This is a genomic window from Bacillus sp. FJAT-45066, assembly GCF_002335755.1.
GTDB lineage: Bacteria > Bacillota > Bacilli > Bacillales > Bacillaceae_I > Bacillus_CD > Bacillus_CD alkalisoli.
Window position 1 is genome coordinate 2032662 of the sequence record NZ_NISQ01000001.1, and the last position, 25340, is coordinate 2058001.

Annotated in this window: 21 protein-coding genes; 9 read left to right on the top strand and 12 right to left on the bottom strand. The window is 35.6% G+C overall.

Annotation, left to right across the window (positions count from 1 at the left end; all coding sequences use genetic code 11):
• Nucleotides 1–19 precede the first annotated feature (19 nt).
• The gene (locus tag CDZ92_RS10365) at nucleotides 20–151 is read left to right on the top strand and encodes a DUF3941 domain-containing protein (protein ID WP_096155168.1); all 132 of its coding nucleotides are present in this window, start codon (nucleotides 20–22) and stop codon (nucleotides 149–151) included.
• Between the two features lie 27 nt (nucleotides 152–178).
• Here the strand turns inward: CDZ92_RS10365 and CDZ92_RS10370 are convergent, their stop codons facing one another.
• Nucleotides 179–1036 carry a CvfB family protein gene (locus tag CDZ92_RS10370; protein ID WP_096155169.1) on the bottom strand — a complete coding sequence of 286 codons (858 nt, stop codon included), beginning with the start codon at nucleotides 1034–1036 and terminating at the stop codon, nucleotides 179–181.
• Nucleotides 1037–1200: 164 nt separating this feature from the next.
• Here CDZ92_RS10370 and CDZ92_RS10375 point away from each other — a divergent pair, with 164 nt between their 5' ends.
• On the top strand, nucleotides 1201–1692 hold the full coding sequence (locus CDZ92_RS10375) for a YajQ family cyclic di-GMP-binding protein (RefSeq protein WP_096155170.1): 492 nt from the start codon (nucleotides 1201–1203) through the stop codon (nucleotides 1690–1692).
• A gap of 46 nt (nucleotides 1693–1738) precedes the next feature.
• On the opposite strand, the gene CDZ92_RS10380 is transcribed toward CDZ92_RS10375, so the two are convergent.
• Together CDZ92_RS10380 and CDZ92_RS10385 are read right to left on the bottom strand one after the other, a co-directional pair.
• Nucleotides 1739–2575, bottom strand: coding sequence for a nucleotidyltransferase domain-containing protein (locus CDZ92_RS10380; RefSeq protein ID WP_096155171.1), 837 nt, complete (start codon nucleotides 2573–2575; stop codon nucleotides 1739–1741).
• A gap of 34 nt (nucleotides 2576–2609) precedes the next feature.
• Nucleotides 2610–3119, bottom strand: coding sequence for a GNAT family N-acetyltransferase (locus CDZ92_RS10385; protein WP_255249806.1), 510 nt, complete (start codon nucleotides 3117–3119; stop codon nucleotides 2610–2612).
• Nucleotides 3120–3237: 118 nt separating this feature from the next.
• Between CDZ92_RS10385 and CDZ92_RS10390 the strand changes: the two genes are divergently transcribed.
• The gene (locus tag CDZ92_RS10390; RefSeq protein ID WP_096155172.1) at nucleotides 3238–4107 is read left to right on the top strand and encodes an SDR family oxidoreductase; all 870 of its coding nucleotides are present in this window, start codon (nucleotides 3238–3240) and stop codon (nucleotides 4105–4107) included.
• A gap of 935 nt (nucleotides 4108–5042) precedes the next feature.
• On the opposite strand, the gene CDZ92_RS10395 is transcribed toward CDZ92_RS10390, so the two are convergent.
• From CDZ92_RS10395 to CDZ92_RS10415, 5 genes are all read right to left on the bottom strand, one after another.
• Nucleotides 5043–6089: a LacI family DNA-binding transcriptional regulator gene (locus tag CDZ92_RS10395; RefSeq protein WP_096155173.1), complete on the bottom strand. Its 1047-nt coding sequence runs from the start codon at nucleotides 6087–6089 to the stop codon at nucleotides 5043–5045.
• A gap of 231 nt (nucleotides 6090–6320) precedes the next feature.
• A complete protein-coding gene (locus CDZ92_RS10400) occupies nucleotides 6321–7862 on the bottom strand; it encodes an alpha-amylase family glycosyl hydrolase (protein ID WP_096155174.1) in 1542 nt (513 codons plus the stop codon).
• A 55-nt stretch (nucleotides 7863–7917) separates the two neighbouring features.
• Nucleotides 7918–8760 (bottom strand): sugar ABC transporter permease, encoded by an 843-nt coding sequence (locus tag CDZ92_RS10405; RefSeq protein ID WP_096155175.1) that lies wholly within the window; start codon nucleotides 8758–8760, stop codon nucleotides 7918–7920.
• Complete coding sequence (locus CDZ92_RS10410) at nucleotides 8760–10043, bottom strand: carbohydrate ABC transporter permease (protein WP_096155176.1); 1284 nt, start codon at nucleotides 10041–10043, stop codon at nucleotides 8760–8762. Before CDZ92_RS10410 ends, CDZ92_RS10405 begins: the two co-directional genes overlap by 1 nt.
• 81 nt (nucleotides 10044–10124) lie before the next feature.
• A complete protein-coding gene (locus CDZ92_RS10415; RefSeq protein WP_096155177.1) occupies nucleotides 10125–11417 on the bottom strand; it encodes a sugar ABC transporter substrate-binding protein in 1293 nt (430 codons plus the stop codon).
• Nucleotides 11418–11850: 433 nt separating this feature from the next.
• On the opposite strand from CDZ92_RS10415, the gene CDZ92_RS10420 reads away from it, so the two are divergent.
• Complete coding sequence (locus CDZ92_RS10420; protein WP_096155178.1) at nucleotides 11851–13611, top strand: alpha-glycosidase; 1761 nt, start codon at nucleotides 11851–11853, stop codon at nucleotides 13609–13611.
• 939 nt (nucleotides 13612–14550) lie between these two features.
• On the opposite strand, the gene CDZ92_RS10425 is transcribed toward CDZ92_RS10420, so the two are convergent.
• On the bottom strand, nucleotides 14551–15423 hold the full coding sequence (locus CDZ92_RS10425) for a helix-turn-helix transcriptional regulator (RefSeq protein WP_096155179.1): 873 nt from the start codon (nucleotides 15421–15423) through the stop codon (nucleotides 14551–14553).
• Between the two features lie 118 nt (nucleotides 15424–15541).
• Here CDZ92_RS10425 and CDZ92_RS10430 point away from each other — a divergent pair, with 118 nt between their 5' ends.
• The 5 genes from CDZ92_RS10430 (at nucleotide 15542) to CDZ92_RS10450 (ending at nucleotide 21091) form a co-directional block, all read left to right on the top strand.
• The gene (locus tag CDZ92_RS10430; protein ID WP_096155180.1) at nucleotides 15542–16903 is read left to right on the top strand and encodes an MATE family efflux transporter; all 1362 of its coding nucleotides are present in this window, start codon (nucleotides 15542–15544) and stop codon (nucleotides 16901–16903) included.
• A gap of 157 nt (nucleotides 16904–17060) precedes the next feature.
• Nucleotides 17061–17828, top strand: coding sequence for a carotenoid biosynthesis protein (locus CDZ92_RS10435; protein ID WP_227521515.1), 768 nt, complete (start codon nucleotides 17061–17063; stop codon nucleotides 17826–17828).
• Nucleotides 17815–18483, top strand: coding sequence for a lysophospholipid acyltransferase family protein (locus CDZ92_RS10440; RefSeq protein WP_157842748.1), 669 nt, complete (start codon nucleotides 17815–17817; stop codon nucleotides 18481–18483). The genes CDZ92_RS10435 and CDZ92_RS10440 overlap by 14 nt, the downstream gene beginning before the upstream one ends.
• A 14-nt stretch (nucleotides 18484–18497) precedes the next feature.
• Complete coding sequence (locus CDZ92_RS10445; RefSeq protein WP_255249807.1) at nucleotides 18498–19610, top strand: glycosyltransferase; 1113 nt, start codon at nucleotides 18498–18500, stop codon at nucleotides 19608–19610.
• Nucleotides 19607–21091, top strand: a complete 1485-nt coding sequence (locus CDZ92_RS10450) for a phytoene desaturase family protein (protein WP_096155181.1) — start codon at nucleotides 19607–19609, stop codon at nucleotides 21089–21091. Before CDZ92_RS10445 ends, CDZ92_RS10450 begins: the two co-directional genes overlap by 4 nt.
• A 303-nt stretch (nucleotides 21092–21394) precedes the next feature.
• On the opposite strand, the gene CDZ92_RS10460 is transcribed toward CDZ92_RS10450, so the two are convergent.
• Genes CDZ92_RS10460 through CDZ92_RS10470 form a run of 3 tightly spaced genes read right to left on the bottom strand, consistent with a single transcriptional unit; the run spans nucleotide 21395 to nucleotide 25219 of the window.
• On the bottom strand, nucleotides 21395–22228 hold the full coding sequence (locus CDZ92_RS10460; protein ID WP_096155183.1) for a phytoene/squalene synthase family protein: 834 nt from the start codon (nucleotides 22226–22228) through the stop codon (nucleotides 21395–21397).
• The gene (locus CDZ92_RS10465) at nucleotides 22194–23693 is read right to left on the bottom strand and encodes a phytoene desaturase family protein (RefSeq protein WP_096155184.1); all 1500 of its coding nucleotides are present in this window, start codon (nucleotides 23691–23693) and stop codon (nucleotides 22194–22196) included. The genes CDZ92_RS10460 and CDZ92_RS10465 overlap by 35 nt, the downstream gene beginning before the upstream one ends.
• Nucleotides 23690–25219 (bottom strand): phytoene desaturase family protein, encoded by a 1530-nt coding sequence (locus CDZ92_RS10470; RefSeq protein WP_096155185.1) that lies wholly within the window; start codon nucleotides 25217–25219, stop codon nucleotides 23690–23692. Before CDZ92_RS10470 ends, CDZ92_RS10465 begins: the two co-directional genes overlap by 4 nt.
• Between the last annotated feature and the right edge of the window lie 121 nt (nucleotides 25220–25340).

A 25340-nucleotide genomic window follows, 5' to 3' on the forward strand; every position in this document is an offset into this window, starting at 1 on the left:
TTGGAAAGGAGAATAGTGCATGCCTCATACAAGTGATAACGATAAAAAAGCAAAAGACAATAACGCGAAACGCCATGAGAAAAACATGGAGCGCGAAAAAAACCGTCAAAAAGGTGAAAGACAATATTCCAAAAAGACAGATCACCTATAATGGATGGAAAAAGGAGCAGGCATTAGCCTACTCCTTTTTTTCGTACGTCCACCCTTCACTCTGTGTAATCTTTCCATCTTTCATTAGCTTCCCGAGAGCACGTTTGAAGGCTGCTTTACTCATATTAAATCGCTCTGTAATATCTTCTGGTGCACTTTTATCACTGTATGGCATCGCGCCGTTTCTCGATTGTAAATAAGTCATAATCATTTCTGAATCATCTGTCATTGCTTCTTGTTTTCTAGGAAGTAAAGATACGTTAACCGTCCCATCTTCCTTCACGTCAATAACTCTTCCTTCTACTACGGAACCTAATCGTGGCTCTTCTTTGCGTTCTGAGTTGTGGATAAAACCAACATATCCTTCGTTTGTTACGATGTAACTACCTACTTTAAGTAAACGATACACCGCTCCTTGAATGTTATTGTTCAAAAGGGTACTTGGAGCTTTTACGGAACGGTCTAACATTACGTCATGTGTAGCTAATTTTCCAATTAACATCCCACGGCGGTCTGTTTTCAAACGACATAGTAAATGGTCCCCTACTTGTGGCCAAATGGATTCAAATACAGGAAGATCATCGGCAGGAATTAATGCGTCTTTAGAAATACCGATGTTAATAAAAACCCCTAAGTCCGGCACTACATCTACTACTTCCATCCATTCATGCTCATCTAAGCCCTTTGGAATTGCCATGCTTGCTGATAATCTACCTTTTTGATCTGTATACAAAAACACATCTACAGTATCATCCATGCTTATTTCCCCTTCTACTTCATTACGGTGAAGAAAAACAGCATCTTCTAAATAGCCATCAGATAACATATACCCTAACGGCGTTTCACGATCTACAGATAAGTTTACTACTGTTCCAACTTGTAACATGTTTACATCATCCTTTTTATTCATTCACTCTATCGTACCATAAGTTTTGATTTAAAATATATCAAGTTTTACTTTAGTTGTCCAAACTGCTTTATTTTACTATAATTTAATGTGTACATAAATAAAAATTAATATTACGTTAGTTTTTAATAGGAGGAATTTAAATGGCTAAGGAATGTTCATTTGATATCGTTTCTGAAGTTGATTTACCTGAAGTTACAAACGCAATAAGCATCGCTTTAAAAGAAGTTAAAAACCGCTACGACTTTAAAGGTTCCAAAAGTGACATTAAGTTGGAAAAAGAAGAATTAGTATTAGTCTCTGATGATGATTATAAAATGGAGCAATTAAAAGATGTTTTAATTAGCAAATTAATTAAACGTGGCGTAGCGATTAAAAACATTCAGTATGGAAAGTTAGAAAATGCTTCAGGCGGAACAGTTCGCCAACGTGCAAATCTCGTTCAAGGTATTGATAAAGAAAACGCAAAAAAGGTCAATACAATTATTAAGAACTCTGGCTTGAAAGTTAAGACACAAATTCAAGATGACCAAATTCGTGTTACTGGCAAAAACAGAGATGACTTACAATCTGTCATCGCTGCTCTACGTGAAGCAAGTCTAGATATCGAGTTACAGTTTACGAATTATCGATAATAATTCACTAGCTTGAAGGTATTAAATACCGTCAAGCTTGTTTCATTTAGAAAACTAATTTTTCAACTTCTATAATGATTTCTTCTTCTTCGTTTAAATTGTACTTTTTACACAAATTTTTATGAACGACCTTGAACTCTTTAAATATAGCTTTGGCCACATTTAAAATATCTCTTTCATTTCGATCTGGATTATCCCAACTAGCTAGAAGTGCTAATTGTTCTTCTGTAAGCGGACTTCTTTCTCCCTCTACTTTTGACCAATCACCAAAATTATTTGCAGGAATTTCTATCTCCGTATACCAACCGGTAACTACGGAAAATCGTAGACTTTCTAGCATGGAAAAAGCATAATTATACTCTTTTCTCCTAACTCTTCTATACGTCTCATGAAGATAAGCAAACACCTTTCCTCTCCACACATCAAGTTCCTCTTGTGAATATGGAAAACGTAAAGACTTAGAGTCTTTTAGTACATTTTTTAATAGGCCACTCGGATCATGTATTACATTCATTTCCTTTAAATAGAGAGAGGCATGTAAATCTTTTTCCTTATAATAAAAGGTATCTACTTTTATGAAATTATTATAATGTGAAATACTGTACGATGCCCATGAAAAATCTTCATAAAAAAGTACATCTCCCCATTTTTTTGCACGCTCTTTTTTGTTCAATTTGTAGTGTTCAAATTTATGTTCCTTAACAATTATTCGTAGATCAATATCCGAATAATTATCCTCATTTCCTTTTGCAATGGAGCCTCCATAAAATGCTGCTATGATATTTGGATCGTTTTTTACATCCGTTTCAATTGCATCCATTAATTTCTTTCTTTCGGTTGGTAGTTTTTTATCTCTTTCATTAAATTTAGTTAATAATCCCACACATGGTCATCCTCTCCTATCTTATTTTTCTGTTCTAAATGAATTGTCCCATTAAGTATTCATCGGCATATGAGCCATCTTCAAATTTAATATGTTTCTCTTTTATGCCTTCTTTTTTGAAGCCAAATTTTTCGTAGACGTGAATGGCTCTTTCATTTTCTGCAAAAACTTCTAAATAGACTTTTTCGATTTTCTCATCTTGTTTGGCCCATTCTAGTAATCTAGTTATCATTTTTGATCCAATACCTTGATTGCAATATTTCTCTTGAATACTAATTCCAAATGAGCATAAATGTTCTACTCTCACCTTTGTCCCTCTGTTTGCGTTTAACAAACCAACAATTTCACCATCTTTTTCAGCAACAATGGTAAAGTTATTTTTCTCTATATTACTCTTTATCCAGATTTCTTCATCTACTGTAGTCATGTGGAATTCTTTTGGTGATATCAGCAAGTTTTTCCCCTCTGATAAAACAATTTTCATATGATGCAATAGTCTTGGAGCATCTTCTACTTTTATTGGTCTAATATCTATTTTACTCATAGTCTCCACCTTCTTAAAAGTTTAACGAGTATTCAAACGGGTAAGAGTTTATTAATAATTAGAATAAATTATACTCTTTTTTCCAATAATATGATAGAAATTTGGAGGTGCTAGTGTAATGAGTAATCAATCTGAAAATAAAAAAACGTTACCGCCACAACATCAAAATAGGCAACCAGGAATTGAATCTGAAATGACACCGAAGCCAGTGTCGGATGATAGTAGTTATAAAGGAAGCGGTAAACTTGATGGAAAAGTAGCTATCATTACAGGTGGAGATAGTGGAATTGGACGATCTGTTTCTATTTTGTATGCAAAAGAAGGTGCAGATGTTGTCATTGTTTATTTGGACGAGCATAGTGATGCTGAGGAAACAAAGAGATTAGTAGAGGTACAAGGCGGTAAATGCCTATTGCTGGCAGGTGATATAGGAGACGAATCTTTTTGTAAACAAATAATCGATGAGACGATTCAAACATTCTCTAAGCTTGATATTTTAGTTAATAATGCTGCAGAACAACATCCACAAAATAGTATTGAATATATTAGCAGTAGTCAGTTAGAGAAAACGTTCCGAACAAATGTATTTTCCTTTTTTTATTTAACAAAAGCAGCATTGCCATTCTTAGGTGCTGGTAGCTCCATTATTAATACCGCATCTGTGACAGCTTATGCTGGGAATGAAACATTACTTGATTATTCAGCAACAAAAGGTGCCATCGTTACGTTTACTCGCTCGTTAGCGTTACAGCTAGTTGGCCAAGGTATTCGAGTTAACGGTGTTGCACCGGGGCCAATTTGGACACCATTGATTCCGTCTACTTTTTCAGCAGATAAAGTAGCGGAGTTTGGTGCCAATACTCCGATGCAACGACCTGGTCAACCAGAAGAAGTTGCCCCAAGTTATGTATTCTTAGCAAGTGATGATGCATCTTATATGACTGGACAAATGATACATATCAATGGTGGGAAAGTAGTAAATGGGTAATATTTAATTATTTAGTATTAGTACCAAGGGTGGGATAAAACTACAGACGGGACAACGAAAATGAACGTGAGAGACTTCTCCATCATCAATTTCGGATTTTTCTTTGCCAAAAATGATTGCGGGATACCTCCCCATCGTCATCGTCATTTTTGCGTTTTTAATTGCCGAAAATGATTGTGAGACACCTCTCCATCATCATTTTCGGATTTTTCTTTGCCAAAAATGATTGCGGGATACCTCCCCATCGTCATTTTTGCGTTTTTAATTGCCGAAAATGATTGTGAGACACCTCTCCATCGTCATTTTCGGATTTTTCTTTGCCAAAAATGATTGCGGGATACCTCCCCATCGTCATTTTTGCGTTTTTAATTGCCGAAAATGATTGTGAGACACCTCTCCATCGTCATTTTCGGATTTTTCTTTGCCAAAAATGATTGCGGGATACCTCCCCATCGTCATTTTTGCGTTTTTAATTGCCGAAAATGATTGTGAGACACCTCTCCATCATCATTTTCGGATTTTTCTTTGCCAAAAATGATTGCGGGATACCTCTCCATCGTCATTTTCGGATTTTTCTTTGCCGAAAATGATTGTGAGACACCTCTCCATCGTCATTTTTACGTTTTTAATTGCCGAAAATGATTGCGGGATACCTCTCCATCATCATTTTCGGATTTTTCTTTGCCGAAAATGATTGTGGGATACCACTCCATCGTCATTTTTGTGTTTTTAATTGCCGAAAATGATTACGGGATACCTCCCCATTGTCATTTTTGCGTTTTTAATTGCCAAAAATGATTGTGAAAGACCTCTTCATGTTTACTTTTAAATTTTTCTATGGTTAATATGAACGTGAGAGGAAGTTAATTCATCAATTTTGTCCCAGAATCATTATTTCATTTTTAACCAATACAAAAAAGCCAGTCCCTATTAGACTAGCTTTCTATCATAGTTGATACTGTTTTATATTGCTGACATGTTTGTCGTACGACCATTTTGTGTGGAATGATAATACGTTTAGTCGGTTCAGTTGGATCTTCCATTTTTTGAATTAGTGTTTTCGTTGCTTGGAAACCAAGCTGGAAGATATTAATATCGACGGATGTCAACGGTGGTCGCGCAACTTCTGCTAACAACACATTATTAAAGCTCACAATGGATATTTGTTCAGGCACAGAAATATTTAGATCATGCAATTTGTTTAATATTCCAAGTGCCATAAGATCATCAGCAACTACTAAGGCGGTAGGTGGTTGCTCTAAGGACAGAAGTTCTGAAGTCGCTTCTTGCCCGCCTTCTTTTAAAAATTCTTCGTGAATAACATAATCATCACGATGCGGAATACCTGCATTTCTTAACGCTTTTTCATAACCTAACAAACGATCAATGGTTACGACTAAATTTAAACTACCACCAACAAAAGCAATACGATCATGTCCAAGTTTGATAAGATGCTCTGTTGCCTCTTTTGCTCCACGGAAGTTGTCATTGTCTACATGGGTAATTTCTTCTACTTGCGTAAAAGGTTTACCTATAACGACGAAAGGAAATTTACTATTTTGCAGATATTTAATTACCTTATCTTCTACTCGAGAATAAAGCATGATGATGCCATCTACCCTACGTCCTTGCACCATTTGAATAACACCTTCTAAAATTTCTTCTTCTGATACCCCAGTAGACATTTGAAGTGCGTATTGTTTATCATGGGCTGCTGTACTTATTCCCCTAAGGACTTCTGGGAAGAATGGATTTTGTAATGTTTTATCTGCAGAAGCCGGCATAACTAGGCCGATTACCTTCGTCGATTGATTAGCTAAACTTCTTGCGATAAAGTTTGGGTGATACCCTAATTCTTCCATTGCTTCTCGTACTCGCTTTTTTGTTTTATCACTTATTCGTGGATTATTTGCGATGACACGAGAAACAGTAGAAGGTGCAACATTAGCAGCTTTCGCTACATCTTTAATTGTTACGCTCATTGCACCTCTCCCCCTTCACTGTTCCAATGATTTATTTTTTCTATTCAAACATAAGTAAATCCTGATGAACAAATAATACTGATATAAATATTATTTACTCAATGGAATGTAACATTCCTATAGGATGTTGGTAATTTTGAATCCGCTTACAGATTTGGACAAAAAACAAGCCATTACCTAAAAAAAGCACCATGTGATGATGTAAGTGAACTAAGTCCACTTACATCAAAGTTAGCTTGCTTTTCTTTTTCTACGAATCATAAAAAAGATAAATGCTACAAAGCCACCATAAATTAATCCCATCGCAGTTAAGAACGGTACATTTAAACCAGTATCTTCCTTAACACTAAAGATTTCAGCCGTTTCTCTATCTAACGTAATTCGATATTCTCCAGCTGTTTCACGCACTAACTCATCGAGCAAATAACCTCTTAACTGCATGCCTTCTCCTACTACGTCGAGTGGTATGGAAGCAGTAACGGTTCCAGAAGTGTTATTTAAGGCAACGATAGTTGTTTCTCCTTCATATTCACGCTTAATTAAAGCCATACCGTCTTGTTCAAAAATCATTTCAAATGATCCATGAGTTAAAGATGGTTTTGATTTTCTAATTTCAGCTAGCCTTCCAATATATTCAATAATCTCTTTGTCTGCACGAAAGTTCATATCTCTTCTATTGTCCGGGTCTTCCCCACCATCCAGGGCAATTTCTGTACCGTAATACACAATTGGAATGCCCGGTGCTGTATATAAATAGGATAAAGCTAGTTTAACACGAGAAACTGGGTGCTCATTATTTTTTAATGCTTGACGAGTAAATCTTTCCACATCATGGTTATCGATAAAAGTTCCTAAAACGTGTGGATTCGTGAAGTGAGTGTTATTATTGTCCCAGATAGCTTGTAAACTTCCTAAAGGGCGATCTGGAGCAGCAAATACACGGGAAAGCATGTTATACAAAGGAAAATCAACAAACGAATCAATTCCAGTATCTTCGTAAGCAGCAATTACTGCTGGATTGTCATGCCAAACTTCCCCAATTAAGAAGAAATCTTCTTTCACAGACTTCATCTCTTCAGAAAACTCCTGCCAAAACCATTTTGGTACGTGTTTAACCGTATCTAATCTGTAACCATCAATATTTGTTTCTTCGATCCACCATTTTGCCATGTCTATTAAATAGTCACGTACTTCTGGATTATCTTGATTCAAGTCAGGTAAGCCAAAAATCCAGCCACGTTCTACTTGTTCTTGGTTATCCCAGTTTAATATACGTTTATTAGGGTTAAACCAATCTTCTTTATCTTGGTCATCAAGCCACGGATGTTTATATCCAGTATGGTTCACCACAATATCAACGATTACTTTTATATCACGTTTATGCGCTTCTGCTACTAGTTCTTTGAATTCTTCTAACGTACCGAAGTGCTCTTCTGTTTCATAAAAGTCTTCTGCCCAATACCCATGGTAGCCACCTGGTTCATTTTTCACAATTGGCGTTAACCAAATTGCAGAAAATCCCATGGACTCAATGTAATCTAACTTTTGAATAATTCCTCTGAAATCTCCACCTTGATATGCCTTGGGATCATTTCGATCTACATCAAAATCATTAGATATGTCTCCATTGTTAAAGCGGTCAATCATAATAAAATAAATAATCTCATCTTGCCATGCGTGTTCTTCTTTTTCTGCATTTACAAATCTCTCAGGAAAAAATGCTGAAAAAAGAAGAAACGGAACGAGAATGAGCCCTAAAACTCGTTTCTTCAATTCCGCTTCCCTCCTTTAAACCGTTATTAGTAACAAACGATTCTATTATATACTATTATCCTTTTGTTCCACCAGCAGTTAATCCAGCAATTAAATAACGTTGTAAGAATAAGAATACTAATGCAATCGGAATTGCTATTAGAATCGACCCAGCTGCAAAGCGTGTAAAGTTATTTGCAAACTGATCATTTACGAAGTTAAATAACCCTAGTGCTAATGTAAAGTTCTCAGGACTTCTTAAAATAATTCGTGGTAATAAGAAGTCGGTAAATGGCGCCATAAAGTTGAAAAGAGCAACTACGGCTAAAATTGGCTTCGCTAACGGAAGCATGATTTTAAAGAATACGCCAAAGTGTCCGGCACCGTCCATTTTTGCTGCTTCGTCTAATTCTTTTGGAATTGTATCGAAGTATCCTTTTACAAGCCACGCATTAAACGGTATTTGTCCACCAATATAGATTAATGTTAATCCTGCTAAAGTATCGATTAAACCAACCATAAATAAAAGAATGTACAAAGCTACCATCCCCATTAGTACAGGGAACATCTGTAAAAGTAAAAATGCGTATAGTCCGTATGTTCTTCCTTTAAAGCGGTATCTAGAAAATGCATAGGCAACGAATGCCGTAACAATTACAGAAAATACAGAGTTTGCAACTGCTACATAAATACTATTTTTGTACCAAAGTAAATAATCACTTTGAGGATCTGTAAATAGCCATTTGTAATGTACGAAAGACCAGTTTTCTGGGATCATTTTTGCTGTAAATAAACTTTGTCCCGGATTTAATGATAATCCAATTGTCCAAAGAAGAGGATATGCAATAATGATAAACATAAAACCGATGAATAAATAAATTAACGAAACTTCGATATTCGATTTAAGTTTTCTGTCCATTAAATATTGCCCTCCTCTTTAAACGAACGAGTACGTCGGAATTGGAAGAAAGCAAATCCAGCGACTATTAGTCCTAGAATAATCGAAATTGCTGCTGCCATGTTGTAGTTGTGCGTCTCGAACGTCATTTTATAAACCCAAGAGATTAAGATATCGGTACCACCTGCGTTTTGTTGACGAACAGCAGGTCCCCCTTGGTTGAATAAGTAAATAATATTAAAGTTATTGAAGTTACCAGCGTACTGCATGATTAACAACGGTGCTGTTGCATAAAGTATGTGTGGTAAAGTAATGAAACGGAATTTTTGGAAACGGGAACCTCCGTCTACATCCGCTGCTTCGTACCAGTCTTTTGATATACTTTGTAGGATACCTGTAAATAGTGCGAATACGAATGGGAATCCTAACCAAGTTTGAATCATAATAATGGCTATTTTTGAATAGAATGGGTCTGTTAACCATGGGAACCATAAACCAACTGTACTTAATACTTCTCGGTTAATAGCACCAAAACGGTCGTTAAACATTGCAGCGAAAATTAAGATTGTAACGAACGCTGGCACAGCCCAAGGTAAGATTAAGATTGTTCTAATGAAACGTTTGAACTTTATACGAGGGTCGTTAACGATTAATGCTAAAAATAACCCTAACGCGATTTGTAACGTTGTTGCTACAACTGTCCATACAATCGTCCACGCAAAAACGCTCATGAACGTTCTTCTCCAAAGTGGAATCGATACCAGATTTACAAAGTTCTCAAAACCTACCCAGCTTAAAAGGTTACGTGGTGGAGAGTTATATAAGTTATAGTCAGTAAATGCTAATGCAATCATAAACATTAATGGTAATACTACGATAAAAATTAACATAACAAGCCCTGGAATTACCATGAAATATGGGAATCCATTGTCATAAAATGCTTTCAGTGATTGACGCATAGTTGGTTTTGGTTTACCGAGCTTAATATCAATGGCATTGTTTTTTGCGTCAACAATGTTTAAATAGAACAGGGTTACAGCAAAAACTGTAATAACAACGGAAACTAGTCCTTGTATAAGTAAAAAGATGGAGTGGTCAACTCTTGGTATTTCTCCTAGTGTAATAAGTCCCCAATAGCCTACATTTAAAAAATCAAAAAATGTGATTAAAAAAGAGGCTTGAATAATGATAAATGCAATACCTTTCACATATCTGCGGTTATATAGTTGCCCTAATCCTGCAAAAAGAATGGAAAGGATCATTGCTAATTTCGGATTATGTACCCGCATTTTTTGTTCAGACATAGCTGATCCTCCTAATAAAGAAATAAAGGTGGATAGACAGAGCATGCTGCCCGTTCTATCCACTCTAATTAGTTTAAGCTATTAGTTAGCACCGCTAGCTTGAATACGCTCTTCGATATCTTCAACAGCTTCACCTAATACTTCTTCTACATCATCGCCACCAGCGATAAATTGAAGTGCATTACCCATTGGCTCCCAAACTTGGGACATTTGAGGAATGTTAGGCATTGGTTGGCCGTATTGAATTTGCTCAGCGAAAGCACCAATGATAGCATCTCCAGAGATTTTCTCATCTTCTAATGCTTTTTGGTTAGCTGGCATTTCACCTGCGTACTCGTAGTAAGTCATTGAGTTTTCGAAGTTAGTCATGAACTTCATTAAGTCTGTAGCCCACTCAGGATTTTTAGAGTAAGAACTTAACATCCAAGTTTTAACTCCAACGAATGATGAAGGAACGTCACCGTTGTCTAACTTAGGTAAAATAGCAGTTCCTAATTTGTCACCTAAAGCATCACGGTATGCTGGAATATTCCAAGGACCAGTGATTACTGCAGCAACGTTTCCGTCTTGGAAGAATCCGTTCATGATGTCACCGTTAATTTCACGTGGAATGTAACCATCTTGGAACCAAGATTGAATTAAATTACCACCTTCAACAGCACCGCCGTTTGCTAAACCAACGTCAGAAGCGTCGAAACCAGAACCATCGTTATTGAATACATATCCGCCAAATCCAGCGAAGAAAGGATATACGAAATAGAAGTTTGTTGCTTCCATTAAGAATCCGTATTTGTCAGCGTTCATATCTGTTTGATCTGCAGCTACTTTTAGTAAACCTTCCATAGTAGATACTTCTTCTTCAGATACTAAGTCTTTGTTATAGAATAAACCATAAGTTTCCACTACTTGTGGTACACCGTATACTTCTCCATCATACGTTACTGCGTTAATAGCAGTTTCGCTGTAAAGAGATACGTCAGAACCTAAATCGATAGGATCTGCTAATCCACGAATAACGATATCACCGATACGGTCATGTGGTTGGAAGAAAATATCTGGACCAGTACCAGCTGGACCGTCTAATGCTAATGCATCTGTTTGCTCTAACATTGAAATTGGAGTTACTTTCACTTCAATTCCAGTTTCTTCAGTATAAGCAGCAAAGATTTTGTCTAATCCTTCTTTTTGTGCTTCAGCATCATTTACCCAAATGGATAAACTAGCTGGTTTTTCTACACCTTCAGTTACATCTGTGTCGTCGTCGCCGCCACCAGGAGTGTTATTGTTGTTTGCAGTATCACGTTGTGGACCACAAGCAGCAAGAACACCAAGTGTTAAAACGGCAATCATCATAATTGCTAGGAACTTTTTCATTCTTGACCCCTCCGTCTTATAAAAAGTATCTTTTTTATCTTGCACAACCGTTTGCATTTTCATGAAAGCGAATTCGAAAAACGCTTACATTTTTTATGAATGCTAGTGAAAACGATTGCACAACCTACAATCTTTATTATACAGGTATTCGCCTATTTGACAACTACTTTTTTTAGAAAAACTGATAGTTTCGATATATTTTTTTAAAAATTCATAGTTTCGTAACGTATTAGATGAAAATGTTCATTTAGATATTTTAAACGCTTTCATTACCGTTGACATTCATTTTCTAATCAAATAACCTAATAAAGAATGTTGTTTATTTGCTTGAAGGACACTTAAATATGCTAGCATATTAACTAACATAGGAAAAATAATACTATGATGTTAAAAATAAATGCAATCGATTGCATTAAGGAGAGATTGATTAATTATGTTAAAAGAAGCAATTTATCATCGGCCGAAAAATAATTATGCTTATGCATATGATGAAAAAACTTTACACATTCGTATTCGAACGAAGAAAAATGATGTTGATACAGTGACTCTTATTCATGGCGATCCTTATATTTGGGAAGATGGCAAATGGATATACGACGAAAAAGAAATGGTGAAAACAGGGTCTGATACATTATTTGATTACTGGTTTGCTGATGTAGCTCCAACATACAAAAGATTGCGCTACGGCTTTAACCTTACATCAAAAGATGAGCAATCAACATTAACTGAGCGTGGTTTTTATGAAGAAACTCCACAAGACTGTGGATACTATTTTTGTTTTCCATTCTTAAATAAAGCAGATGTATTTCATGCACCAGAATGGGTGAAAGATACTGTTTGGTATCAGATTTTTCCAGAGAGATTTGCTAATGGTAATTCAGCAATAGATCCTGAAGGAACATTACCATGGGGAAGTGTAGCGCCGACACCAACTAACTTTTTCGGTGGGGATTTCGAAGGAGTTATCGAATATATAGACCACTTAGTAGATTTAGGAGTATCAGGTATTTACTTAACTCCTATTTTTAAAGCACATTCAAACCATAAGTACGACACAATCGATTATATGGAAATTGATCCACAGTTCGGTGACAAGGAAACATTCAAACGATTAGTGGAAGTTTGCCATGAAAACGGGATTAAAGTAATGCTTGATGCTGTTTTTAACCATAGCGGTTATTACTTCCCACAATTTCAAGATGTTTTGAAGAATGGGGAAAAGTCCAAGTATAAAGACTGGTTCCACCTTTGGGAATTCCCTGTTGTAACAGAGCCAAAGCCAAACTTTGATGCGTTTGCCTTTGTTGGAAGCATGCCAAAATTAAATACGGAAAATAAAGAAGTAAAAGATTATTTATTAGAAGTTGGCCGCTACTGGGTTCGTGAATTTAATATTGACGGTTGGAGATTAGATGTGGCAAACGAAGTTGATCATCAATTTTGGCGAGAATTTAGACAAGCTGTTTCTGAAGTGAAAGAAGACGTATATATTTTAGGTGAAATCTGGCACGACTCTATGCCTTGGTTACAAGGTGATCAGTTTGATGCTGTAATGAACTATCCGTTTACGAACGCTACGTTAGATTATATTGCAAAAGGTGTAACAAAAGCTGAAGACTTTGTAAACTCCATCACGAATGTTCTTCATTCTTATCCTAACAATGTGAATGAAGTTGCCTTTAACTTACTTGGAAGTCACGATACTCCAAGAATACTTACTATTTGTGAAGATGATAAGAATAAGTTAAAGTTGCTATTCTTATTCCAATTATCTTTTATTGGTACCCCTTGTATTTATTACGGAGACGAATTTAGCATGACTGGTGATCAAGACCCCGGTTGTCGCAAATGTATGGTTTGGGACGAAAAAGATCAAGACAAAGATATGTTTGCTTTTGTGAAAAAATTAATTCACTTACGTAAAACTTACAAAGCATTTGGCAATCACGGTGAAATTAGATTCGTCGAAGGTAACAATGAAACAAATCATGTTATATATGAAAAAATTTCAGAACATGAAAAGATTACTTTCCTTATTAACAATAGTGAGAAAGAATTAACAATTTCGCTACCTGAAAGCTACAAAGGAAAAGTCATACACGACCTATGGGAACAAAAAGAAATGGCGTTAGAAGCAACAAAACTACAAGCCACTATTCCTCCATATGGATTCCATATCCTAAAGGTGAAATAGTATTAATTTATATACTATGAAATTGAATCAATTTCATAATTACTGTTCGTTTAGTGAAAAACGAATGTTAAGTTTATTATAATTAAATAACGTTCGATATAAAACGTTATTTATATTAAAAAATAGGTTTAATATTCGTTTTTCGATTAGTAATTGTACATTATGGAACTCACTCAATTAATATTTGTTGGCTCTATTAAAAACCGCTGTTGATTCCCGCGCATGTCTCCGCTTTCCGCGGGCGGGCCGGGAGCCTCCTCAGCTTCTCCCGCAGGAGTCTACAACATGCGCGAAAATCAACAGCATGGTTGTCTAAAAATATAAGACTGGGACAAAATATAGAAGAGCCCCCTTGAATAAAAGATTATTCTAGGGGCCTCTTCTAATTATGTTTAATAGGTTATCCAAGATTTTAATAATATCAAATTCAGTATTGGGATAAATATTTGATGAAACTGAACTTGATCAACGTTATTAAGTTCACTGTGAATTGTTTTAATGAAAACGTACTTGAGACAGCTTATCAAGAATCAAGTTCATTAAGGAATTATTTCTTAGTAAGAATGAACTTGAGAGCTCTAATCAACCTCTCCATGTTCATTTTTGTGTTTTTCTTTGGAGAAAATGAATGTGGGAGACCTTTCCATGTTCATTTTTGTGTTTTTCTTTTGTGAAAATGAATATGGGAGACCTCTCCATGTTCATTTTTGTGGTTCTCTTTTGTAAAAATGAATGTGGGAGACCTCTCCATGTTCATTTTTGTGTTTTTCTTTTGTGAAAATGAATATGGGAGACCTCTCCATGTTCATTTTTGTGGTTCTCTTTTGTAAAAATGAATGTGGGAGACCTCTCCATGTTCATTTTTGTGTTTTTCTTTTGTGAAAATGAATGTAGGAGGTATTTGAATTCATCGACTTTTTGTTCCAGCCTTATATATTCTCATTTTCGATGTACGATTCTTCTGTATTCCATTGGAGTGATTCCTTCTTGTTTTTTAAACACCTTCGAAAAGTACGTAACATCTTCTATTCCTACTTGTTTGGCTATCGAGGCAATCTTTTCATTTGTATCAACTAATAGTTGTTTTGCATGTGTGAAACGAATATGTGTTAAGTATTGATTAGGCGTTAATCCAATTGTTTTGTGCATACACCTAGTAATGTAATCTGGATGAAAAAGCAATGATGCACTAATATCTTTCATTTTCACCGGTTGTTGATAGTTTTCTTGTATGTATTTCATAGCTTGTTCACAAACTTGTTCCGTTGCACTCGGAATAGAGAAAGCTTCTTTTTGTAATCCTACAAAAAAATCAGCAAATAGTATTTGTTGTTTTAACGCCTCATCTGGAGCATGCACTTGTCCACTGCCTATATCAATAATATTTTCAATCATTTGCTCCATCAACTCTCTTCTATTAATGATACCGTGTTGTGGAATGTGAAATCGGTAAACTGCTGGTTCTGTAAATGTTGATTCTCTTTCATAAACAAATGACCAATCGATGTTTTTATTAGGTACCACTACATACTCATCATGTAAGATCATAAAGTGTAACCAAATAAACGTTGTATTTTCTATACAATTCTCATAACCAACATGCTCCCTATTTGGTAAAAGAATTAAATACTCCCCTTCTCTAATATCAAACTTCACATCATTTTCCTGCATAAATAAAGTCCCTTTTTTCACATATAACATATCAAACACGGAATACGTCCTCTTAAAGTGTTTCTCCCCTTTTGAAAAGGTAAATTCTCCACCTTTAATAAAAACAGGAAACGGTGGGATGTTAAGCGCTATCATTGTCATTCTCTTCACTCCAGGTCGGATTTTTCCAATTAGTATCGTTTTCTTCTCTTTAAATTATATGTAAATCAGTATAAACTATAAATTGCTTTATGTCGGGAAAAACAAAGGGGAAGACTCCATGCAAAACAAAAATGCAAAAAAATTAACACTATTCGCCTTAACTTGGCCAATTTTTATAGAAGTATTTCTCCATATGCTAATGGGAAACGCAGATACATTAATGTTAAGTCAATACTCAGATGATTCTGTTGCTGCTGTTGGGGTGGCTAATCAAATTTTATATATGTTAATAGTAATGTTCGGCTTCGTTGCCACTGGAACAGCAATACTCGTTGCACAATATATAGGTGCAAACGACCGGCGTTCTGCTTCAGAAATTACAGTTGTAAGTCTAGGAGCAAATTTAGTTTTCAGTATCGCAATTAGTTTCATCATTTTCTTCACAAGTTCGAAGTTGTTACTGATGATGAATTTGCCTCCTGAACTTCTTTCAGAAGCTGACTTTTACTTAAAACTAGTAGGTGCATTTTCATTTATTCAAGCGATCATTATGACGATGGGAGCAACGATTCGCAGTTACGGTTTTACTCGTGATGCCATGTACGTCACGATTGGAATGAACGTTTTAAATGTAATCGGAAACTACTTGTTTATTTTCGGACCGTTTGGAATACCTGTATTAGGTGTCGACGGAGTTGCCATCTCAACGGTTGTTTCTAGAGCATTAGGTTTAATTGCAATCACTTTCTTATTATTTAGACGAATTGAAGAGCCGCTACCATTTACAAAAATATTTACATTCCCTTCTAGTCATATCAAGAATTTGTTAAAGATTGGAATTCCTTCAGCTGGTGAGCATTTATCGTATAACACGTCACAGATTGTTATAACGTTCTTCATTATCGCAATGGGAACACAAGCATTAACGACAAAAGTTTATGCACAAAATATTATGATGTTCATTTTACTTTTTGGTATCGCGATTGGCCAAGGTAGTCAAATTTTAATTGGCCAACAAATTGGAGCAGGTAAAATTGAAGAAGCTTACAAACGATGCTTAAAAAGCTTAAAGTTCGCCATTATTATTAGTTTCGTTACAGCTATTGTAGCAACTATCTTCTCTGATCAGTTATTATCTATTTTTACTGATAATGAAGAAATCATTGCGCTCGGTGGCACATTAATCTTGTTAACTATTATTTTAGAACCAGGACGTTCTTTTAACTTGGTTGTAATAAGCGCATTACGTGCAGCAGGTGATGTAAAGTTCCCAGTGTATATGGGGATTTTATCGATGTGGGGTGTAGCTGTAACTGTTTCATACATTCTTGGAGTTCATTTTGGATTAGGATTAGTAGGTGTTTGGATTGCACTCATACTTGATGAGTGGCTACGTGGAATTATTATGTTATTCCGCTGGAAGTCTAGAGTTTGGGTTAACAAATCTTTCGTTCAAAACGAAGCGAAGCAAGCTTCTTAAACAACATCAGTACTAAAGCTAGTACGACAAAAATATAATAGAATATAAAGTCTAAAGACCAGTTTTCATAAGAAGACTGGTCTTTGTTTTCATACACTATACACACAATATACAAAAGTTATACAAAAAGTTATAATGTACGTGGAGGTGTTTGTAATTGTTACAAAACTGGGATAAGTATATATTTCGTTTTTTTATCATTTGGTATGTTTGTGGTGTCATTTTATTGACCTTTGACTTACTTCCACCATGGCTGGAATGGGCAAATGTTGTTTTTTTAATGACAGCTGGAATTCTCGGATTCATTTTCTTTATAAAAAACTATAAATATATTGGACTACTCTTCTCTCTTTTTGTATTCTTTTTTTCTATCATTGCAGAACATATAGGTGTTAAATACGGCTTTTTATTCGGTAACTATTATTATAATGCTGATTTTGGACCACAGCTATTTGGAGTTCCAATAACAATAGGCTTCGCATGGGTGATGGTGATCGCGACTTCACTCGTTATTGCCACAAGAATCGTTAAAACTAAGTCCGTTTGGCTAATCTCTTTAATTGGTTCGTTTGCAGCTGTAGTAATGGACTTAATTATAGATCCAGTTTCCTATGTCGCAAAGTCTTACTGGATATGGGTTGACAATGGGTTTTACTATAATATTCCTACCTTTAATTTTGTTAGTTGGTATGGCTTATCGTTTTTCTTTTTCATGCTTTTTCTGCTTTTTGCAAAAGGGCATTCTCCAACTGATTTGTATTGGGAGAAAAACATGTTTACGTTATATGGACTCATGATTTTAATGTTTATTATTATTGCAATAAGTGCCAAGCTATGGCTAGCTGTTGTTGTTACTACCATTCCTGCTACGATTTTACTAATACTCGCTTATGCAAGAAGGAGTTTACAGCATGATACCCGCTAAAAAAAGCAAAATGTTTGAGATGATTTTTTATCCATTTAATAGAAGATTGCTATCACTGCATTTTCGTGGAATTTATGTAAAAAAAACTTATAAGGAGATGTTACTTGAGCCCCCTGTCATTTTTATCTGTAATCACAGTACATGGTGGGACGGTTTGGTTATCTATCACCTAAACAAAAGATTTGCTAATCACGATAGTTATGCGATGATGCAGGAAAGCGGTATGAAAGAACATCCATTTTTCCGAAAAATCGGAGGCTTCTCCATCAACCGATCAAATCCGAAAGATATAATTTTATCATTAAAATATGCAAGAAATTTATTAAAGAGCGGTAAGAGCATTTGGATTTTTCCACAAGGCGATGAAAAGCATTTAGAAATTAGACCATTACAATTTCAGGCCGGAACAATGCACATAGTAAAGGAAATTCCGACTACACCAATTATTCCGGTCGCAATCTATTACACTTTTGGACATGTCAGGAAACCAGAAATATATATTAATATTGGCGAACCCCTATTGTACGAACAATTAGACGGAAAAAATCCTAATGCAAAGACAACAAATTTAGAGCTGCTTTTTACAAAATTATTAGACGAATTAAAACGTGACGTCATGAACGAAACGCATGAACTTTATGAATCTATTCTTTAAGGAGGGAAAAATCGGTGTTGCTTGATTCTATCGTATATATCATCTTAAGTTTTCTCGTTTTTTCCCTTTGTTTCACCATTGTAAATAACTTTTTTCTTGCAAAACCTAATAAACTTCTAAAAACAGATCAAAATAAACCGTTAATATCCATATTAATTCCGATGAGAAACGAAGAAAGAAATGTCACGAATCTTATTCATTATATAAAAAAACTTTCCTATGAAAATTATGAGGTGTTCTTACTCGATGATCGTTCGACTGACAATACAAGATCACTCGCTATAAAAGCAATTGACGACGACGAGCGCTTTCATCTACTTGATGGTGTACCTTTACAAGAAGGTTGGGTTGGCAAAGTCCATGCATGTCACCAACTTAGTAAACAAGCAAAAGGTAAGTATTTATTATTTATTGATGCAGATGTTCGTTTACATCCTTCTTCGATAGAGATGACACTACCATATTTCCATAGCAATAATGTTAAACTAGTAACTGGATTTCCACGTTTCCCTGTTACTAGTTTTCTAAGTAAACTACTTGTACCAATGCAACATTTTGTCGTATGGACACATTTACCAGCTTTTATTGCAAATTTAACAATTCAACCAAAAGCAACCGCTGCCCATGGTGCATTTATGATGTTTGAAGCTAATGGTTACACCGAAATTGGTGGACATAGCTCTGTAAAAAATTCACTTGTTGAAGATGTTCATATTGCAAGAAAAGTAAAAGAAAGTGGCTATTTTGTGAAATTAATAAACAATACATCTTTCATAACTTGTTATATGTATGATACAAATAAAGAAGTATGGGAAGGCTTCCTAAAAAATATTTATACCGGAATAGGACGTTCGAAAATAATGGTATTCTTTCTTTCTGTTTATTACACCTTTGTCTATATCCTTCCGTTTCCTATAGCCATATTTAATGAAGGCTGGTTATACACAGTACCTATATTATTCATTTTTTTACAAAAAGCTTTTATCGACTGGCAAACTCTTCAAAAAAAATGGCTTTTTATTCTGATGCCTTTTAGCGCAATAGCTTTCATAATAATTATGCATGCTTCTATGTGGAGAAGCATCTTAAAACAAGACTACATGTGGAAAGGACGTGCCTATAAATGAACAAAGTTGTCATTATCGGAGCAGGTTTAGGTGGTCTTTCTGCAGCTATCTCCCTTGCCACAAAGGGGTTTCATGTAACGGTTATAGAAAAAAATAGTCATGCTGGCGGAAAATTGATGTCTGTCAAACTCGGAGATTATGCGTTTGATTTTGGACCGAACACGATCACAATGCCCGAAATCTTTCAAGAAGTCGTGCAACTAGCAGGACAAAATCCCAATGATTACTTTACATTTCAGAAATTAGAGCCACACACACGAAACATTTCTCATAAGGGCGAGATTTTTGATTTATCAAGTAATCGTGACTTAATGATGGAACAGTTAGAAAAGATGGACGCAAAAGGTGCAGTCAATTATGACCTTTTCTTAAAAGATATTGCAGGTTTATATGAGTTAGGAAGAACTTATTTTTTCCGTAAAACGTTTACTTCAAAAAAGGACTTCTTCTCGCCAAAATTAGGCTTAGCATTTTTAAAAGTAAAGCCTTTTCAAACGATGGATTCTTTTTTCAAGCAATACTTTTCAAACCCTTTTATCCTACAAGTCTTAAATAGATATGCTACATATATTGGATCTTCTCCATATATTACTCCAGCCACGTTTAGCTTGATTGCCTATTTAGAATTGGCGCAAGGAGTTTATTATACTCGTGGAGGAAATGTAAAGATAGCTCAAGGTTTTTATGAAGTGGCTAAAAAGCTTGGTGTGAACTTTCATTTTAATGAAAAAGCGACAAAGGTTCATGTTCGTAACAAAAGGGCTGTGAGCGTAGAGACGGACGGCGGAAATGTATTGGAAGCAGATGAAATTGTCATGAACGCAGATTTACTTCATGCTTACCCTGAGCTGGTGCAAGAAGTAGACAGACCCAATTTTACAAACAAGCAAGCAGAAAGCTATGAACCTTCCATTTCTGCCTTTGTTATGTTAGCTGGTACAAAATCGAGAAACGATAGCTTGTTACATCACACTGTCTATTTTTCGTCTGATTACGAAAGAGAATTTAATGAGTTATTCCGTAAAAAAGAGTTTCCAACGGAGCCAACCGTCTATATTAGTAATTCTTCTGTAACAGACAAAAGCCAAAGCTTGGTTGGAGATAATTTATTTATTTTAGCAAATGCCCCAGCTACAAAAATTGGTGAACTTCGAGACGATAAGATGTATGAACAATATAAAAATAAAATATATTCCATTCTAGATGAAAAAGGTCTACACCTATCAAACCAAGTGGTAAAAGAAAAAGTAATTGGCCCACATGATATCCAAACCACTTTCGGCGCTTATCGCGGTGCCCTTTATGGCATTGCATCAAACAAAAAAATGGATGCTTTCTTCCGGCCATCTAACAAATCAAAAGATATCGAAAACATATACTTTGCCGGTGGAAGCACCAATCCAGGAGGTGGCTCACCCATGGTCACGCTTTCAGGCCTAAACGTAGCCAACCTAATAGCTGCAAATTATGTAAGAAAATAGCTATGTTAAAGCTTAGTATTGAAGATTTAATACTAATATCTGTTGATTTCCGTGCAAGGCTGAGACTCCTCGAAAATGCTACCGCATTTTCTTACGAAGGATGCATCGCTTCAGTAGACTTCCTTGTCCTGCGGGAAAAGCGGGGAGCGGGAGACCCCACAGGCGCTTGCGCCGAGGAGTAGGTTTTTTTTGACAGTGAAAATAATCTTCCTTTTTTGCCCGCGGAAAGCGAAGGCATTCCCTCCAATCAATCACTTGTTTAAAAAGAAAGAAGGTATGCGCCAAATTACGGTGCATACCCTTTTACATTTGTGAGATAATTTGTTGCTTTTCTTCACTAGTAACATAGTGTTTCGTATGAAAAACTGTGTACCCTTTCTTACGAATTGAAGGTAATATTGCTCGATATAAATAAGCGGCACCTTTTACTGACGTACGTGAATGTAATGGGTATAAATCAAGTGTTTCTAACGATTGCTCGTAATAGCTCTCCGCAATCTGCGCCAACGCTTCCCAAGCTTGAATAAAACTCGCATTTACTATTCTATGCTTTAGCAGTTCCTCCGAATACCCAACGGAACGCAATAGGTCAATAGGAATATAGATTCTTTCCCTTTCTAAATCCTCACCAATATCACGTAAAATGTTCGTAATTTGCATTGCTTTTCCAAGAGCAATTGCCCCTTCACGTAATTTATCCCTATTTTCAGGAGCAAGTATCGGAAGTAACATTAATCCAACAGTGCTTGCGACATGATAAGAATAGAAAAGCACTTCTTCTTCCGAGTAATACATTTTTTTATATAAATCCATTTCTTGCCCTTTGATCATATCCCAAAATGCCTGTTCATCCATTTCGTATTTATCGAAAACATCCTGTAACGCTAACCACATTGGATCGTTTGAAGGTAGAAAACCTGTTAAAAACAAGTCAAACTGTTCTTTAAAATTCATTAAATCTTCTTTCGGGTTTACTCCTTCATCTACTATGTCGTCTACTCTTCTACAAAATGCATACACAGCCCAAACGGCATTTTTCTTTTCTTTCGGTAATAGCATAAAGGCACTGTAAAAAGTTAACGAATGTTCTTTAATGATTAATTCACAATGCTGATACGCTTTTGCTAAACTCATCATTATCTCTCACATCCTCACTATTTGACTGATTTAATAGGTCTTCCTTTATAATTTCTACTGCAAGTTTCGCACCTTGCATAACAATTGGAATTCCTCCACCAGGGTGAATGGAAGCTCCTGCAGCATATACATTCTTGAACTTAAAAGGTTTTACTTGAGGTCGAAACACACCTGATTGCAGGATAGATGGACCTATTCCGAAACTTCCACCTTGGAATAACCCTTCCACCATAGCCTCTTTTGGTGTACGAACTTCCATCCATTCTACGGACTCTCTTAATTTCGGAAATGCTCTTTGTTCCAATTGCTGAAACATCCTTTCAATAAAGTCCTTCTCATTCTCCCAATCTATGTGATCTCCAGAAGGGACTGGAACTAATACATATAAAACACTCTTCCCGGATGGCGCTAAACTATCATCTATAATCGAAGGATTGAACGTATAAAAAGATGGGGCTGTCGGAATTACTTTCTCTTTAAATACTTGTTTCATATGCTTAGAAAAGTCATTACTCATAAAAAATTGATGGACATTGGACGTGTCATACTTCTTATTTAAACCGAAGTAGAACAACAAGCAACTAGAAGAAGGTTCATACTTCTTTTTCTGTTTCACAAGTGGTAACATATTTGGGAAATCGCCATTTACTAAAACCGCATCAAAATTATTGACTTTGCCATTTACCTTAATCGCTTTGGCTTCATTGTCTTCCGTTATAATTCGATCAACGTTACTATTAAAATGAATTTTCACACCTGTTTTTAATAACTTTTTTTGTATAACTTCAACTAAACTCGCATATCCACCTTTTATATAATGGATTCCATGTGCATGCTCACTAAATGGAATTAGATTGTACATGGCAGGAGATGAGTATGGATTTCCTCCTATATATAAGGTTTGTAATGTGTAGGCTTCTTGTAGTTTTTTATGTGAAAAATAACGATTCGCATTCTTTCTCGTTGTCTCATATGCTTTTAATTTAAGTAGGGATTGAATATTTTTTGCTGTCCAAAACGTACTCTTTTTCACAAATGATTTTTCTAAAAAAGCTTCTTTCCCAATTGCAAATCTTTTCTCCATATCATTCATGTACTTCGAAAACCCTTTTAAATCTTCAGGAAATTTCTTTTCTATTTCTTCCTTTTGTTTAACCATACTTCGAAATTTTGTATACGTTGTTCCATCCTGATAATGAAGGGAGTACATCGTATCTAACGCGACTAGTTCATAATCTGACTCTTTTACTCCTGCTTCCTTTAAGATAGAAACAAGCATTTCTGGTAACAAAACAATGGTAGGTCCTTTATCAATTTTGTATTCATCTTTTTCAACAAATGCTAATCGACCACCTAGCTTACTTTCCTTCTCATAAATTGTTACTTCAAAACCTTCTTTTCTTAACAGCAAGGCAGAAATCATGCCACCAATTCCAGCTCCAACAATTACTACTGTTTTCGTCATAACGCTTTCCCTACCTCTTTTGGCACATGGCTTGTAACTTTACAATTTTCATATTTTTCTCGTAATAGTTTTGTTGTAATTCTAGCTGATTCTAATATAGTAGGTAATCCACTACCTGGGTGTGTTCCTCCACCTACTAACCAACAATTCTCTAATTCTTCAAATCTATTATGTGGACGTAGCACCATCATTTGCGTTAACTGGTGTCCTAAGTTAAATGTTGCACCTTTATACACATAGATTTCTTCTTCCCAATCTTTAGGAGTTATTATTTTTTCCACTTCTATATGTTTTTCGATATCTTTATATCCTGTTTTCTTTTCCAACGTTTCGAATACTAGTTTTCTAAACGATTGTTTATGTTGTTCCCAATCGATATTGCTAAAGTTATTTGGGACAGGTGCTAGTATATATAATCCAGACTTTCCTTCTGGAGCTAAAGTGGAATCAGTCACAGCTGCATTTTGTACATAAATAGAAGGATCTGCTGATAATTTTTTCGTTTTCGTAATTTCTTCTACATTCATTTTATAATCTTCTGCAAAAACAATCGTATGGTGTGGCATGTTTTCATACACTTTGTTTAATCCGACATAAATCATAAATGTGGAACAAGAGTATTTTTTCTTTTCTAATTTTCGCTTACTATATTTTTTTAACACGCCGTCGTCGACTAGATTTGTCATAACGTGAGCAAAATCACCGTTTATGACAACCTCATCTGCTGCGATTTTCGAGTCATCTTCTAGAACTACACCCTTCACTTTTTTTCCGTCTAACCAAAGTTTTTTAACACCGGCATTTAAATGAATGGTCCCACCATGCTCTTGAATAACTTTGGCCATATTTTCCGGTAATTGATTTAGTCCACCAATAGGATGGTAGATTCCGTATGCGTGTTCCATGTAAGAAAGAATAGAGAAAGCGCCAGGACATTCCCAAGGAGACATACCTAAATATTTAGATTGGAAGGTAAAGCTTAGTTTTAATCTTTCGTCTGTAAAATACTCTGATAATACGTCATATAAACTCTTTCCTAAGCTTAAATGCGGTAGGGCTTTGATAACTTTTCCTTGCAAGTAATGTATATAACGATCCATTTTCCCTTGTAAGATTGGAGTTAACGCGCCCATCTTTTTTTCCGTTTCTTTCATAAAGCGCGTATACCCTTCTCCATTACCTGGAAAATGTTTTTCAATCGTTTCTCGCATTTGTTCTGGATCGCGTGACATCTTCACATTTTTCCCAGGGAAAATAAGCTCATACATTGTATCTAACTCTTGTAGATTCATATAATCATGTAAGTTTCTATTAGACTCTGCAAATATTTCTTCTGCAATGTGGGGCATGCTAAGAAAAGTCGGTCCAATATCAAATGTGAATTCTTCTAGCTGTATCGAGCCGTTGCGACCTCCAACATAACCTTGTTTTTCGTATAGGGATACGTCATATCCGTTAGCCGATAGCAGCATAGCAGCCGCAAGCCCACCTGGTCCTGCACCTATTACGATTATTTTCTTTTTCACCTTAACACCTCATTTCGATATGTAATATCTATTTTGAAGATTTAGTTTAGTTAAACAAATATTATACAATCATTATACACACCCTGTTCTTTATTGACAATCATTTATGCTCTATTAGACT

Excerpts from the sequence above, each read along its gene's own strand:
- CDZ92_RS10365 (WP_096155168.1), top strand. The coding sequence starts at position 20 with ATGCCTCATACAAGTGATAACGATAAAAAAGCAAAAGACAATAACGCG.
- CDZ92_RS10385 (WP_255249806.1), bottom strand. The coding sequence starts at position 3,119 with ATGAGTAAAATAGATATTAGACCAATAAAAGTAGAAGATGCTCCAAGA.
- CDZ92_RS10405 (WP_096155175.1), bottom strand. The coding sequence starts at position 8,760 with ATGGACAGAAAACTTAAATCGAATATCGAAGTTTCGTTAATTTATTTA.
- CDZ92_RS10465 (WP_096155184.1), bottom strand. The coding sequence starts at position 23,693 with ATGACGAAAACAGTAGTAATTGTTGGAGCTGGAATTGGTGGCATGATT.
- CDZ92_RS10390 (WP_096155172.1), top strand. The coding sequence starts at position 3,238 with ATGAGTAATCAATCTGAAAATAAAAAAACGTTACCGCCACAACATCAA.
- CDZ92_RS10430 (WP_096155180.1), top strand. The coding sequence starts at position 15,542 with ATGCAAAACAAAAATGCAAAAAAATTAACACTATTCGCCTTAACTTGG.
- CDZ92_RS10460 (WP_096155183.1), bottom strand. The coding sequence starts at position 22,228 with ATGATGAGTTTAGCAAAAGCGTATCAGCATTGTGAATTAATCATTAAA.
- CDZ92_RS10375 (WP_096155170.1), top strand. The coding sequence starts at position 1,201 with ATGGCTAAGGAATGTTCATTTGATATCGTTTCTGAAGTTGATTTACCT.
- CDZ92_RS10370 (WP_096155169.1), bottom strand. The coding sequence starts at position 1,036 with ATGTTACAAGTTGGAACAGTAGTAAACTTATCTGTAGATCGTGAAACG.
- CDZ92_RS10415 (WP_096155177.1), bottom strand. The coding sequence starts at position 11,417 with ATGAAAAAGTTCCTAGCAATTATGATGATTGCCGTTTTAACACTTGGT.
- CDZ92_RS10425 (WP_096155179.1), bottom strand. The coding sequence starts at position 15,423 with ATGACAATGATAGCGCTTAACATCCCACCGTTTCCTGTTTTTATTAAA.
- CDZ92_RS10410 (WP_096155176.1), bottom strand. The coding sequence starts at position 10,043 with ATGTCTGAACAAAAAATGCGGGTACATAATCCGAAATTAGCAATGATC.
- CDZ92_RS10450 (WP_096155181.1), top strand. The coding sequence starts at position 19,607 with ATGAACAAAGTTGTCATTATCGGAGCAGGTTTAGGTGGTCTTTCTGCA.
- CDZ92_RS10440 (WP_157842748.1), top strand. The coding sequence starts at position 17,815 with ATGATACCCGCTAAAAAAAGCAAAATGTTTGAGATGATTTTTTATCCA.
- CDZ92_RS10395 (WP_096155173.1), bottom strand. The coding sequence starts at position 6,089 with ATGAGCGTAACAATTAAAGATGTAGCGAAAGCTGCTAATGTTGCACCT.
- CDZ92_RS10420 (WP_096155178.1), top strand. The coding sequence starts at position 11,851 with ATGTTAAAAGAAGCAATTTATCATCGGCCGAAAAATAATTATGCTTAT.